Annotated in this window: 15 protein-coding genes; 2 read left to right on the forward strand and 13 right to left on the reverse strand. The window is 62.6% G+C overall.

The window, feature by feature from the left end; all coding sequences use genetic code 11:
• Positions 1–46: 46 nt before the first annotated feature.
• Together RA21_RS14060 and RA21_RS14065 are read left to right on the forward strand one after the other, a co-directional pair.
• Positions 47–1,180: a polysaccharide biosynthesis/export family protein gene (locus RA21_RS14060; protein WP_019294725.1), complete on the forward strand. Its 1,134-nt coding sequence runs from the start codon at positions 47–49 to the stop codon at positions 1,178–1,180.
• A gap of 6 nt (positions 1,181–1,186) precedes the next feature.
• Entirely contained in the window at positions 1,187–3,199 is a 2,013-nt protein-coding gene (locus RA21_RS14065) for a capsular polysaccharide biosynthesis protein (protein ID WP_039149931.1), read from the forward strand.
• A gap of 32 nt (positions 3,200–3,231) precedes the next feature.
• Here RA21_RS14065 and ribD read toward each other — a convergent pair whose 3' ends face one another.
• The 13 genes from ribD to RA21_RS14130 all read right to left on the reverse strand — a co-directional run bounded on the left by ribD (position 3,232) and on the right by RA21_RS14130 (position 13,455).
• Positions 3,232–4,329 (reverse strand): bifunctional diaminohydroxyphosphoribosylaminopyrimidine deaminase/5-amino-6-(5-phosphoribosylamino)uracil reductase RibD, encoded by a 1,098-nt coding sequence (gene ribD / locus RA21_RS14070; protein ID WP_082008956.1) that lies wholly within the window; start codon positions 4,327–4,329, stop codon positions 3,232–3,234.
• Positions 4,329–4,796 carry a transcriptional regulator NrdR gene (nrdR, locus tag RA21_RS14075; RefSeq protein WP_019294728.1) on the reverse strand — a complete coding sequence of 156 codons (468 nt, stop codon included), beginning with the start codon at positions 4,794–4,796 and terminating at the stop codon, positions 4,329–4,331. The genes ribD and nrdR overlap by 1 nt, the downstream gene beginning before the upstream one ends.
• Positions 4,797–4,918: 122 nt before the next feature.
• A complete protein-coding gene (locus RA21_RS14080) occupies positions 4,919–5,335 on the reverse strand; it encodes a secondary thiamine-phosphate synthase enzyme YjbQ (RefSeq protein WP_039149933.1) in 417 nt (138 codons plus the stop codon).
• Positions 5,336–5,391: 56 nt separating this feature from the next.
• The gene (locus RA21_RS14085) at positions 5,392–5,817 is read right to left on the reverse strand and encodes a hypothetical protein (protein ID WP_019294730.1); all 426 of its coding nucleotides are present in this window, start codon (positions 5,815–5,817) and stop codon (positions 5,392–5,394) included.
• A gap of 51 nt (positions 5,818–5,868) precedes the next feature.
• On the reverse strand, positions 5,869–6,279 hold the full coding sequence (locus RA21_RS22660) for a hypothetical protein (RefSeq protein WP_152610553.1): 411 nt from the start codon (positions 6,277–6,279) through the stop codon (positions 5,869–5,871).
• A 322-nt stretch (positions 6,280–6,601) separates the two neighbouring features.
• Entirely contained in the window at positions 6,602–7,003 is a 402-nt protein-coding gene (locus RA21_RS14095) for a hypothetical protein (protein ID WP_039149938.1), read from the reverse strand.
• Positions 7,004–7,109: 106 nt separating this feature from the next.
• Complete coding sequence (locus RA21_RS14100) at positions 7,110–7,406, reverse strand: hypothetical protein (RefSeq protein ID WP_019294732.1); 297 nt, start codon at positions 7,404–7,406, stop codon at positions 7,110–7,112.
• A gap of 84 nt (positions 7,407–7,490) precedes the next feature.
• The gene (locus RA21_RS14105; protein ID WP_241477420.1) at positions 7,491–7,976 is read right to left on the reverse strand and encodes a DUF4166 domain-containing protein; all 486 of its coding nucleotides are present in this window, start codon (positions 7,974–7,976) and stop codon (positions 7,491–7,493) included.
• A gap of 56 nt (positions 7,977–8,032) precedes the next feature.
• Positions 8,033–8,461 (reverse strand): thiol-disulfide oxidoreductase DCC family protein, encoded by a 429-nt coding sequence (locus tag RA21_RS14110; protein ID WP_039149943.1) that lies wholly within the window; start codon positions 8,459–8,461, stop codon positions 8,033–8,035.
• Positions 8,462–8,947 carry a hypothetical protein gene (locus RA21_RS14115; protein ID WP_039149945.1) on the reverse strand — a complete coding sequence of 162 codons (486 nt, stop codon included), beginning with the start codon at positions 8,945–8,947 and terminating at the stop codon, positions 8,462–8,464.
• A gap of 62 nt (positions 8,948–9,009) precedes the next feature.
• Positions 9,010–10,992, reverse strand: coding sequence for an RNA polymerase sigma factor RpoD (gene rpoD, locus RA21_RS14120; protein ID WP_039149948.1), 1,983 nt, complete (start codon positions 10,990–10,992; stop codon positions 9,010–9,012).
• Positions 10,993–11,123: 131 nt separating this feature from the next.
• A complete protein-coding gene (dnaG, locus tag RA21_RS14125) occupies positions 11,124–13,115 on the reverse strand; it encodes a DNA primase (protein ID WP_039149951.1) in 1,992 nt (663 codons plus the stop codon).
• Position 13,116: 1 nt separating this feature from the next.
• A complete protein-coding gene (locus tag RA21_RS14130) occupies positions 13,117–13,455 on the reverse strand; it encodes a hypothetical protein (RefSeq protein ID WP_039149954.1) in 339 nt (112 codons plus the stop codon).
• Between the last annotated feature and the right edge of the window lie 2 nt (positions 13,456–13,457).

Consider the following 13,457-nt stretch of genomic DNA (forward strand, 5'->3'; position numbering starts at 1 on the left):
CCGGTAAAACTTGAGGCAAACAATAACAGGTCGAGGAGACCGAGCAGTGAAATCCGTTCCCCTTCGCTGGGCGCGCCCCGTGGCAATGCTGGCAGCATTGACCCTTGCTGCGTCCTGCGGGCTGCCGAAAGTCGGCCCCAACAAGCGCCAGATATTTGCCGGCTCGGTGCAGCGCGAAGGCGATGCTTTCATCGTATCGGTCAATGACCGCGTCGCACGGGCAACCGCCGTGGTCCCCGCTCTGGGCTTTTCTTCCGGGTTCACCTCCGCAGGCAAGCTGACCTCTGACACGATCCGTCCCGGCGACGTGCTGGGGCTGACTGTCTGGGAAAACGTCGATGACGGGCTGCTGGCGGCCGAGGCCACCAACGCCACAGTGCTGGAAGAGGTGCAGGTCGACAGCGCCGGCTTTATCTTTGTGCCCTATGCCGGCCGCCTGCGCGCGTCTGGCAACACTCCGGACCAGCTGCGTGAAACCATCACCAAAAAGCTGGAAGACCAGACACCTGACCCGCAGGTGCAGGTGCGCCGCCTTGCAGGCGACGGTGCCACTGTCAGCCTGACAGGCGCCGTTGGCGGCCAGGGTGTTTACCCGATCGAACGCCCAACCCGGACCCTGTCAGCGATGCTGGCACAGGCCGGCGGCGTTACGATCCAGCCGGAAATTGCCCAAGTCACCGTGATCCGCGGTCAGGAAAAGGGAAAGATCTGGTTCCAGGACCTCTTTGACCATCCGGAGCTGGACGTAGCCCTGCGCGGTGGCGACCGCATTCTGGTGGAAGAAGACACCCGCTCCTTCACCGCATTAGGCGCCACTTCCGCTCAGGCGCGGGTGCCGTTTGAAAGCCAGGACCTGTCGGCGCTGGAAGCGATTGCCCAGGTCGGCGGCCTGATCTCTACTGCTGCAGACCCGACCGGCGTCTTTGTGCTGCGCAACGAACCCGCCGAGATCGCCAACCAGGTGCTGGGCCGGGACGATCTGATCGGCGCACAGCGGATGGTCTATGTGCTGAATCTGACCCAGCCGAACGGGCTGTTCATGGCACGTGACTTTGTGATCCGCGACGACGACACCCTGTATGTTACCGAAGCACCATACGCCCAGTGGACCAAAACCATCTCGCTGCTGCTGGCGCCGGTGGGCTCACTGGCCAGCACCTCTTCCGCGGTTAGCGGCTAAGGCCTGATGCATCTGACTGCAGGCCGCCAGGAAGCCGGGAGCAGCGCGTCCCGGCTTTTTGTTTACAACGGCGGATTTCTGACCCAGCGGCGGGTGCGGCGGATTCTGGAACTGTCCGGATACTCCATCCGGCTGGGCCTGCCGCAGCCGGAAGACCTGGTGGGTATCTGGGGCGCCTCCCCCACCGCGCACCGGGGGCTGGCAGTGGCCGCGAAACGCGGCTGCGGGCTGCTGCGGGTAGAGGATGCCTTCCTGCGCTCGCTTCACCCCGGCCGCGCCGGTGAGCCGCCTGCGGGCCTGATGCTGGACCGCTCCGGCGTGCATTTCGATGCGGCGGAACCGTCGGATCTGGAACAGCTGCTTGCAGCCCACCCTCTGGATGACGCGCATCTGATGCAACGGGCGCGCGACTCCATTGCCCGCCTCAAGTCAGCGCATCTCAGTAAGTACAACGCGTTTGATCCCAGCGCATCAGTGCCCGATCCTGGCTATGTGCTGGTTGCTGATCAGGCGCGTGACGATGCCTCCGTTACAGCCTCACGTGCGGACCGGGCGCGGTTTCTGGAAATGCTGGCGTTTGCACAGGAAGAGCACCCTGGCGCGCGGGTTCTGATCAAGACCCATCCCGAGACGCTGCGCGGATACCGGGCGGGATACTACGACGCGGATGATGCGAATGGGCGTGTGCAACTGTTTACAGGCAGTGTCTCCCCGTGGGCGCTGCTGGACGGGGCCATCGGGGTTTACACGGTCTCATCGCAACTGGGTTTCGAGGCAATCCTGGCGGGTCACAAACCACGGGTGTTCGGTCAGCCGTTTTATGCGGGCTGGGGCTTGAGCATCGACGACAACGCTCCGCCCCGGCGCCGGCGGCAGCTGACCCGCGCGCAGCTGTTCGCCGCCGCGATGATCCTTTACCCCAAATGGCACGACCCGTTCCGGGATGAGCTGTGCGAATTGGAAACGGTACTGGACAATCTGGAAGCTAAAGCGCGGGCCTGGCGGCAGGACCATCAGGGTTGGGCCGCCTCCGGCATGAGGCTGTGGAAGCGCAAACCGCTGCAGAAGTTCTTTGGTGCCGAAAAGCGGGTGCTGTTTACGGAAGATCCTGCTGAGGCACAGGCCAGCGGCCGCAAGCAAATGGTCTGGGCTGGCAAAGCCCAAGAGGCCCATGCAGGCGCAGTGCGGGTGGAGGACGGTTTTCTGCGCTCCCGAGGACTGGGGGCGGAGCTGGTGCCCCCTCTGTCGCTGGTAACTGACCGGCAAGGGATCTACTACGACCCGCGCCAGCCATCGGATCTGGATGCTCTGATTGCCCGCCGTGTGGAGATGACCCAGGCCGAGGAGCGGCGGGCAGAGCGCCTTGTGCAGTCCCTGATCAGGGACGGTGTTTCAAAGTACAACCTAGGCGGCGGTACCCCTGCCCTGCCCGAAGGCCGCCGCATATTGGTTCCGGGCCAGGTTGAGGACGACGCCTCGATCCTATGCGGCGCTGACGAGGTGCGGACAAACCTTGACCTGCTGCGCTCTGTGCGGACGGCCAATCCAGAAGCCGTTATCATCTACAAGCCGCATCCGGATGTGGAGGCAGGCCTGCGCAAGGGCCAGGTCGCGGCAGCGGAGTTGGCCGATGTTGTCGCCAGCCAGGCCGATCCAATGGCGCTGCTCAGCAACGTGCAGGAAGTCTGGACGATAACCTCTCTTCTGGGGTTCGAGGCACTGCTGCGCGGGGTTAAGGTTACCACGCTTGGCACCCCTTTCTATGCCGGCTGGGGGCTGACAACCGACCTGGCGCCGGTACCGTCCTGGCGGCAGGCGCAGGTGACGCTGATGGGGCTCGCCCACGCAGCGCTGATCGACTATCCGCGCTACTTCGACCCAGTGACCGGCCAGCCCTGCCCGGCCGAAGTTGCCGTGATGCGCCTGCGCGAGGGACACTTGCCGTATCCGGGCCTCAGCAACCGGCTGCTGTCCAAGCTGCAGGGGCTGTTTGCCACATACGCCCATCTGTGGCGCTAAATCGCGCCCGGCTGACACCAGAAGATCTGCGCTCAGCGCAGCGCCCGGGTCCAACGGTGCAAAATATCCTTGCCAACAGGGCGCGCCTCGACCAGCTCGAACCGCGGTGCTTCCTCCAGCCTGCCGATCCCCAGCGCACCGATAGAAGGCAGCCCCTCGGCACCAATCCCCAGACCGGCGGTAAAGCCGATCAGCTCATCCACCAGATCAAATGCCAGCAGTGAAGCCGCCAACGCACTGCCGCCCTCACAGAACACGCGAGTGAGACCGGCATCACCAAGCTGCTGCAGAATATCTGCCGCATCCAGTTGCACGCCATGCGAAGCGCAAGGGATCAGTCTGGCCCCCAGCCCCTCCCAGGCGCGGATGCGTTCCTGATCAGCTCCATGGCCGTGGCACAGCCAGACCGGCACGTCCTTGGCGGTGCGGGCCAGCTGGCCCATCAGCGGCAGGTCCAGGTGGCGCGAGATCACTACTCGCACAGGTTGATGCTCCACCCCCAGGTCGCGCACCGTCAGCGAAGGGTCATCCGCCCGTGCGGTGCCGCCGCCGACCATCACCGCATCGTGGCGGGCGCGCATCGCGTGCACCGCCCGGCGTGCGTCCGGCCCGGTGATCCATTTGCTCTGGCCCGACCCGGTGGCAATGCGGCCGTCAAAACTGCTGGCCAGTTTCAGCGTCACCAGCGGGCGGCCCTGCTCGGTCCTCAGGAAAAACCCTGCGTGATCCCGTGCTGCCTGGGCACCCCAGACGCCGGTGTCCACTCTGATGCCTGCATCCCGCAGCATCCGGAACCCCTGACCGGAGACCCGCGGATCACTGTCCCCGATCGCGGCAACAACCCGCGCAACCCCTGCGTCAATCAGTGCCTGAGCACAGGGCGGCGTTTTCCCCTGATGGGCACAAGGCTCCAGCGTCACATAGGCAGTGGCACCGCGTGCCGCTTCTCCGGCCTGCGCCAGCGCCTCGGTTTCCGCATGCGGACGACCGCCCGGTTTGGTCCAGCCGCGGCCAACCACACGGCTGCCCTGCACAATGACGCAGCCTACGGCCGGGTTCGGCCAGCAATTTCCCTGCCCGCGCCGCCCCAGAGACAGCGCCAGCGCCATGTAACGGTGATCTGTGTCCATTATTCTTCCGGCGCCACCGGCGGGCGCAGTTCGTGGACAAAGTCCTCGAAATCATCTGCAGCCTGGAAGTTTTTGTAAACACTGGCAAAACGCACATAGGCCACAGTGTCGATCCGGGCCAGCGCCTCCATCACGATCTCGCCGATTTTCTTGGAGGGAATATCGGTCTCACCCATGCTCTCCAGCCGCCGCACGATGCCGGAAATCATCTGGTCGATCCGTTCCGGCTCAATCGGGCGCTTCTGCATCGAGATGCGGATAGAACGCTCCAGCTTGTCGCGGTCGAAATCCTCTCGCTTGCCGTTGGTCTTGATCACCACCAGATCGCGCAGCTGCACCCGTTCATACGTTGTGAAACGGCCGCCGCAGGCCGGGCAGAACCGGCGCCGCCTGATCGAAACATGATCCTCGGCGGGGCGTGAATCCTTGACCTGAGTGTCGATATTTCCGCAAAATGGGCAGCGCATCCGCCTGCTCCCTCAATCCTGTCAGCCTGTTTATTGTGCCCGGGCCTGCCCGGTTATCCACAACTATAGGCGACCCTCCAGAATTTGGGTAGGGGGCATTTGACGCCGCTAGATAAAGAGGTTCAGCTTAGGTGCGCTGCCACCTTCCGCTCGTGCGGCGCGTCGCGGTGTTCGAACAGGTAGATGCCCTGCCAGGTGCCCAGAACAGGTGCACCGCTGCGCACCGGGACCGACAAGCTGACGGGCATCATTGCTGCCTTGATATGCGCAGGCATATCATCCGGCCCCTCATATGTGTGGCGCAGATAGGTCATTGACGGATCCGATGAAGGCGGCACCAGGCGGGCAAAGAACGCGTGCAAATCCCCCTGCACCTCCGGGTCGGCATTTTCCTGTATCAACAGGGAGCAGGAGGTATGGCGGACAAACAGGGTCAGCAGCCCGCCCCGAACGCCGCTGGCGGCCACCCAGGCCTGCACGTCGCGGGTAAACTCATAGAGACCCTGCCCGCGCGTCGGAATTGAGAAGTCATGCTGCATAGGGCCTTTCTGGCGCAAGCACCGCGTTCAGGCAACCAGAAGCCGCGGCTGGGCAGCTACGGCAGCCAACGGTCACGTCCGGGCAGCCGGTCGTAGCAGTAGTTCTGCGCCGAGGTCACCCGCAGGCTGTCCCCTGCTTCACGAATATTCAGCGACAGGCTGCCGGAGCGGTCAGGAACTCCCGGCGGCAGGCCAAAGGCAAATTGCACCGCCTTGCGGCCGGGGCGGTTCACAGACGGACCCTCGCCGCGCCAGACATAGATCCGCTGATTCACAGGCGCCCGCAGCTGACGGATGGCATAGTCCGCGATGCTGCACCAGTAATCCTGCGCGCCGGACCGGCTTCGGGCCACCACTTCCCAGACGCCTTCCGATACCGGCAGCACTTCATTCCTGTTGATCGCGCGCCAAGCGGAAGCAGGCACCGGAACGGACAGAACCACAGCCAGCATCCCTGACAGCCAAATTCTCTTGCTGGTCATCTCTCAACCTCCTTCTCCGCAATTCCGGGAAGTCCGCGGGCCTGAATACACTCACGGCCGCCCGAGTGGCACAAAGCAATAATCCAAAGCTCTCTGAACACTCATTGTATCACCAGCTTGCAGGCTGTTAACAGACCCGTATCCGCCGGGCGGCGGCGTTTGGGCCAATTTGGCATCCAGCGTGAACTGCACTGCAGACCGGCGACCCGTGGTTTCGCTTGGCCCCAGCCCGCGGGTGATATGCAGTTTGGCATGCCAAGGTGCCCCGATGACGCGATGGGCATAGTCAGCAGCCCCGCACCAGAACAGGTGGCCATTACCGGTCCTGAGGACGGCTTCGAAGATGCCGTCAGACATTGAATTAACGCGAACATTGTGGCTGCTGGCATTGGCAAGCGAGATTCCGGGCAGTGCCATTGTCAGGATTGAGGCGGTGACAGCGGCGGCGGCAATGGGTCTCATGGCAGTTCCCTTTCTTTCAGCGGGCCGCAAGATGCTGCGTCCCGCTATAAGGGTAGAAAGAACTGGAACACATGCCATTCAAACTGCCGTGCAGTTCGGCGCCCACCAGCGCCTTTTCACAGCAGCGGCACAGTACGGGCGCTGCGCACGCGGCAAAATCCAAGACAGCATAGCGACTTAAGTGGTACCTGCGGCACGTCCTTCAGTCAGCTGCGGCGGAGGCGCCTGCGCGGTGCAGGAAGGCATCATTTCCTTGTGAAGTTGCCAGAGAGCTTACAAATCGGTGGATGAATGTGAGCACATCCCGGTTCCGCACCGGCTATTAAAGCGCCGGAGCCTGCACACAGTAACCATAGCCCTGCTGCACCGACAGGCTTTCGCCCGGACGGAATCCCAGCGACAGCCAGCCGGTTTTGGGCGGCACACCAGCCTGTTCCGGATACAGAGTGAACTGCACAGAGGACCGGCGGCCCGTGGTGACGCTGACGTCCCGTCCGCGCACGACATAGAACCGGTCCGTCCAATTCGCTCCCAGAACCCGGCGGGCATACTGCGCGGCGGCACACCAATAATCCCAGGTGCCGCCTGAGCGCCCGGGAACGACCTCATAAACGAGGTCATTAACAGGCAGAACCCGCACGCCGCGATTGGCAAGGAACGAATCTGCAGCTGCGGGAACAGCCGTGGAACAGGCCAGCACGGCGGCGGTTATGAGGTTTTTCATCCGGAGATATCCCTTTGTTCGCCTCAACATAGGGACCCGCCGCAGCGCCTCCAAGGGGAGACTGCAGCCTTGGCCGCAACCTCTCGCAGATGTGTGTGCGAAGGGGTCAGGCCCGGACAGGGAAGGGAATGATCTCTGCACTCTCTTCCTGATGGCCCAGCACTTCCTCCAGTATGGCCAGTACTGCAGCATCAGGGGCGGCCCCGGTGTCGGGATGGAACTGCGCGCGGGCCTGGCGGCGCAACATGTCCTTGGTGCGGCCGCTGCTCATTTGCTTCAGCGCGTCGCCCTGCCCGGCCATTGCCTCAACCATGAACTGGTTGGCGCGCACCAGATCATTCAGCGACTGGAGCTTGCCTTGCAGCGCTTCCAGCGCCCCGTTCAGATCAGAATGTGCAGACATCATCTTCCCCCCCGGAAATCAAATGCGGATGCTGCAAGTTTACGGCCTGCACCGCGCCCGGGCAACGGCAGGGTTAGCAAATGGTTAACGTCTGAGGTTCAATTCCGGCAGGGCTATGTGGCCGGTGTAGCGCACCAGAAGACCGATCCGCGGCAGGCTGGCGGAGATGTCGAAGCCAAGATGCCCCTGCGATGTTTCGAATTCCATTGCAGCGCTTTCCGGGCAAAGCGCACGCGGCAAAGGCAGCCCGAACAAGCGGGCTTGCTCAACTGAGACCATCATAGCGCCCTGCTGCACGCGGACTGAAAGTTCCAGCTCAACCACCCCGAACCGCTCAACCACCCTGCCCCGGCGCGGGTCGAACCGCAGATGGGACCGGGTCTGATGCCTGCCGAACACCCGCCGCCAGATATGGCCCTTGCCCTGCTGCGCAACATCCAGCCGGAACCGGGATTGCGGCATTGGCGGCGGGAAACCAGCCAGCCGGGCCAGCAGCCGCGCCCAGCGATTGCCGCCTTCTACTCTGACCACACCAAAACTGCGCGCCGGCGGTTCGGTGTGAAACCGCATCAAAACCGGCGGCACATGCAGCTTATGTGCAGCGATGATTTCCCCGAAGGCGTCCCTCACCCGGCGTAGCCCCCACTGGCAAAGCGGGCGCGGACTTCGGGACCGGGTATCATGCAAACGTCGTGCCGGCCAAACAGACGGTACCGGTTGCGGGCAACGCTGAAATACAGCGCGTCCTTCAGGCGCCATGGCAGAAACCGGCACACCGACAAGACCCGCCAGGGCCACGGCAGCGCCCGCATCGCCGCGGCAAAGGCATCAAGGCGCTGATAGGGGCGGCCGTTAACGATCACCAGATTGGTCTCGAAGTCATCCGCAGGCAGACCCAGTTCGCGGTACAGCCGCTGCCCCAGCGGCGACTGCGCAGTGGCAAAGGAGAACCGCCCGGCCCGGTCATGGCGCAGCATGAAGCGGAAGAAGCCGGAACACAGCACGCATTCGCCGTCGAAGACGATGAGGTCGGCCCCAGCCGCCACCCTGGCCATCTACTGCCAGCTCCGGGTTTCAAGTGAATAGACTTGGCCCGCTGCTTCTTTCGCCTCAAACAAAGGCAGGGAATAGCCGGCACCTATAACACTGCCGATATCGCATTGCATATGAGCCACTACTTGGCCGTCCTTAGCGGTAATGACACCTCCGCTCAGCGGAACCCTGGCTCCAGGGTCCTTAACAAGCGTGTAGTGGACTGTGTAAGAAAATCCTTCGGTTTCAAAGGCAAAAGCCTCCCAGATAGAGTTCCCGATTCCCGGCCATGGAGTCATATCCACATCCCGCACATGCCGGGCCAAGGACAGCTCGGGCCTCTTTCCGGCGTCACCAAACGCGAAGGTTGCATAATTGCCCAGCAGGCAGGTTTCCAAGTAATTTGCACCGCCTGTCAATGTGCAGGATACCAGAGTGGTCGCCCCATCAGGGCACGCCTGAAGGGCGTTGGCTGCAAGCAGAAAACATCCAGTCAAATACGCGCGCATGGAATCACCAAACAGAAAAGGGCGCCCCAAAGGGACGCCCTGAAACACTACCAGCCCAAACCTTACTGATCCAGGAAACTGCGCAGCTTGCGCGAGCGGCTGGGGTGCTTCAGTTTCCGCAAAGCTTTTGCCTCGATCTGGCGGATCCGTTCGCGGGTCACGCTGAACTGTTGGCCAACCTCCTCCAGCGTGTGGTCGGTGTTCATGCCGATGCCGAAACGCATCCGCAGAACCCGCTCCTCACGCGGGGTGAGCGAAGCAAGCACCCGGGTGGTGGTTTCCTTGAGGTTTTCCTGAATGGCGCTGTCGAGCGGCAGCACGGCATTCTTGTCCTCGATGAAATCGCCCAGCTGGCTGTCTTCCTCGTCCCCAATCGGGGTTTCGAGCGAGATCGGCTCCTTGGCGATCTTCATCACCTTGCGGACCTTCTCCAGCGGCATCTGCAGCTTGTCGGCCAGTTCCTCCGGGGTCGGCTCGCGGCCGATCTCGTGCAGCATCTGGCGGCCGGTGCGGACCAGCTTGTTGATGGTCTCGATCATGTGGACCGGGATCCGGATGGTGCGGGCCTGGTCGGCAATCGAACGGGTGATTGCCTGGCGGATCCACCATGTTGCATAAGTCGAGAACTTGTAGCCGCGGCGGTATTCGAACTTGTCCACCGCCTTCATCAGGCCGATGTTACCCTCCTGGATCAAATCCAGGAACTGCAGACCGCGGTTGGTGTATTTCTTGGCAATCGAAATCACCAGGCGCAGGTTGGCCTCGACCATTTCCTTCTTGGCCTGGCGGGCTTCTTTTTCGCCCTTCTGAACCTGCTGTACGATGCGGCGGAATTCGGAGATGTCCAGACCGACATACTGGCCCACCTGGGCCATATCAGCGCGCAGTTCCTCGACCTTTTCGGTAGAGCGTTCAATGAACATCTGCCAGCCGCGGCCCGGCTTTTCGCCCATGTCGGCCAGCCAGTTCGGATCCAGCTCGCGGCCACGGTAGGCGTCCACGAACTCGCGGCGGTTGATGCGCGCTTGGTCGGCCAGCTTCACCATAGAGCTGTCGATCTGCATGACGCGGCGGTTGATGCCATAGAGCTGGTCGATCAGCGCCTCGATACGGTTATTGTGCAAGTGCAGGCCGTTCACCAGCTCAACGATTTCAGAACGCAGCGACTGGTAGCGCGCCTCGTCCTCGGTGCTGAAGGAGCCGTCCTCGTTGAGAGTTGCTGAAATCCGGCTGTCCTGCATTTCGCTAAGCTCGGCAAAGTCGGTGGAGATCCGCTCCAGCGTGACCAGCACCCGGTCCTTGAGCGCAGCCTCCATCGCGGCCAGCGACATGTTGGCCTGATCGTCCTCGTCATCGTCATCGTCGCTGGCAATCGGGTTGCCGTCGGCGTCCAGCTCCGGGCCTTCTTCCTTGGCCGGCTTAGCAGCTGCCACCGCGGAGGTGTCGACAACCGGCTCTTCTTCGCCGTCCTCGTCGAGCTGATTGCCAAAGGTGGCTTCCAGGTCGATGACGTCACGCAGCAGGATGTCTTCGGACAGAAGTTCGTCGTGCCAGATGGTGATCGCCTGGAAGGTCAGCGGGCTTTCACACAGGCCCGCGATCATGGTGTTGCGGCCCGCCTCGATGCGTTTCGCAATCGCAATCTCGCCTTCGCGGCTCAGCAGCTCGACCGAGCCCATCTCGCGCAGGTACATGCGCACCGGGTCGTCGGTGCGGTCCAGCTTCTCGGTCTGAGCGCCTGCCAGCGCAACCTCGCGCGGGCCTTCGGTGGTCACAAGGTCGGTGGTGCCCTTGTTCTCTTCTTCCTCGGCCTCTTCGTCCTCGATGATGTTGATGCCCATTTCGCTGAGCATCGACATCACGTCTTCGATCTGTTCCGAGCTGACCTGATCCGGCGGCAGAACCTGATTGAGCTGATCGTAGGTGATGTAGCCTTTCTCGCGGGCCTCCGCGATCATCTTCTTGACCTGAGCCTGGCTCATATCAAGGGAGATTTCGGCGTCCTGATCGTCAGGTTTGCGGTCGTCGGTGTCTTTGGCGGCCATTAAATGCTCCTACTCAGGGGCTGCGGGATGATTCGCTGAGCGAATCATTAGCGCGATCATCTGATTCGTCACCCCGTTTACCCAATTTTCCTGTGCTCTTCCTTAGCAAAACGCAGAATCACCCCCGCGTGTTACTTCTCAGAGAAGCCGATCCGGTCCAAAAGGGCCCCGAAGGCATCTCGCTCATCCCGGTTGAGCCGCGCGCCGTTCTTGCCCACGTCATACGTTGCCTTGTCCTCGTTTTCGCTGCGCACGGCCTTGTTCTTGGCTTCTGCCGCCTGCCGCAGCCGCCAGGTCAGTGCCTCATCCGCAAGGCCGTGCAAATCCTCTTCGGCTTCTGCCAGTTCCGCATCCAGCCCGCGCAGCGTTTCGAGTTTTGCGAGTTCTTCGGCCAAGGTCATGCTGGCCAGTTCGGTGTCGCCGGGTTTGCGCAGGCAGGGAATGATTGCAACGTGGCGAAGGGCAAAGAGGTTTTCAAGGGCATGGGGCCCCAAAGACCAGTCAATTTCCTCGCTCAGCCGCTCCGGTGCGCTGATGCCATGGCGCAGCACCATGTCCCGCAGCGCCGCCAGATCCGGATCGGCGCATTGCAGGCGCTCCAGGCTGGTCTCGAATTCCGGGATCACTTCCGGCGTGGTGATGGCGGTTGCCAGGATCACCGCCTCGCGCATCGCGGCAAAGGATTCATCATTGGCACCCGCCACCAGCGAGGCGCGGGTGGTGGCGCGCGGCTGCGGAATCGCGCCGAAGCCCTTGCCCGGCTTCCATGGCGCGCGGGCGCCATCGCGGAAGCCGCCGCCCTTGCCGGTCCTCTGCTGATAGCTGCCGCTGTCCCGGTTGCCTCGGAACAGCTGCCAGCGCATCTCTTTGACGTCCTCGCCGTAATGCTTGCGGATCGAGGGATCGCGGATCAGCTTGATCTTTTCGCGCAAGCTCTTGTCGAGCGCCGCCTTGCGCTCCGGGCTGTCAAAGACCTTACCCTCGGTCTCGCGCTGCCACAGCAGCTTGACCATCGGGATCGCCCGGTCCAGCACCGCCTGCACCGCTTCCGGGCCTTCGCTGCGGATCATGTCGTCGGGGTCCTTGCCCTCCGGCATGATGGCAAAGCGCAGAGATTTGCCCGCCTCCAGCAGGGGCAGCGCCAGATCGATCAGCCGCATGGCCGCACGCAGACCCGCAGTATCGCCATCCAGCGCGATGATCGGCTCATCCGACATCCGCCACAGCATCTGCAGCTGATTTTCGGTGATCGCGGTGCCGAGCGGTGCCACGGAAGACTGAAAGCCGCCCTCTGCCAGCGCAATCACATCCATGTAGCCCTCGGCCACAACCAGCGTGGAACCGCGCCCGGATGCCGCCCGTGCGGGCCCGTGATTGTAAAGGCTGCGCCCCTTGTCGAACAGCTCAGTCTCGGGCGAGTTCAGGTACTTGGCGTTGTCATTCGGGTCCATCGCCCGGCCGCCAAAGGCAATCGCCCTGCCGCGCGCATCGCGGATCGGAAACATGATCCGGTTGCGGAAGGTGTCATAAGGCTTGCCGCCCTTGTTCGAGGGTTTGGCCAGCCCGGCGCCGATGATCAGATCATCGGGCACGTTCTTGCCGCGCAAGGCATCCCACAGGTTCTGCCAGCCGTCAGGGGCAAAGCCGATCTCCCAGCGGTCCAGCGCCTGCGCTGTCATGCCCCGCCGCTGCAGATAGGCGCGGGCGTCCTGGGCGGCGCTGGTCTTGAGTTGCAGGCGGAAAAACTGCACCGCCTGTTCCATGACATCGGCCAGCAGCGTGCGGCGGTCCTGCTTTTCCTGCGCGCGCGGGTCGCGCTTGGGCATCTCCATACCCGCTTCACCGGCCAGGATCTCCACCGCCTCCATGAAGCCGACGTTCTCGGTCTCCTGGACAAACTTCAGTGCGTCGCCCTTGGCGTGGCAGCCGAAGCAGTAATAAAACCCCTTGCGGTCTTCCACGTGAAACGAGGCGGTCTTTTCATGGTGGAACGGGCACGGCCCCCAATAGTCGCCCTTGCCCGGCTGCGATTTGCGCTGGTCCCACATGACTTTGCGCCCGACAACATCAGATATGCTGATGCGGGTGCGCAGTTCATCCAGAAAGCCGGGCGGCAGGGACATATCAGTTCGACTTCAGCTGTTTCTGCATCGCCTGAATCTGATCCCAGTTCTGCAGGCACTGCTGTTCGAACAGCGCACCGAGATCGGTGCTCTTCAGGTCGCGCCGCTTCATTGCGTACACATGCTGCGACAGCTGCGGGATCGCATTGGAATAGGCATCGGGCCATTCCGGATTGCTGTCCAGAATCACCTGTTCCACCTCTTCCTGCTTCACCCGGTCCAACCGCGCCTGCTGCACCGCGGCCATGACTTGGCCTTGGTATTTGCAGCTTTCTTCTTTGCTTTCAGAAGCATAAGCCGGCGCCGCCAGCAAGGCGGCTGCAAAGACGATGCGGATCATAG

Origin of the sequence: Leisingera sp. ANG-DT, from assembly GCF_000813785.1 — a bacterium.
Lineage (GTDB): Bacteria > Pseudomonadota > Alphaproteobacteria > Rhodobacterales > Rhodobacteraceae > Leisingera.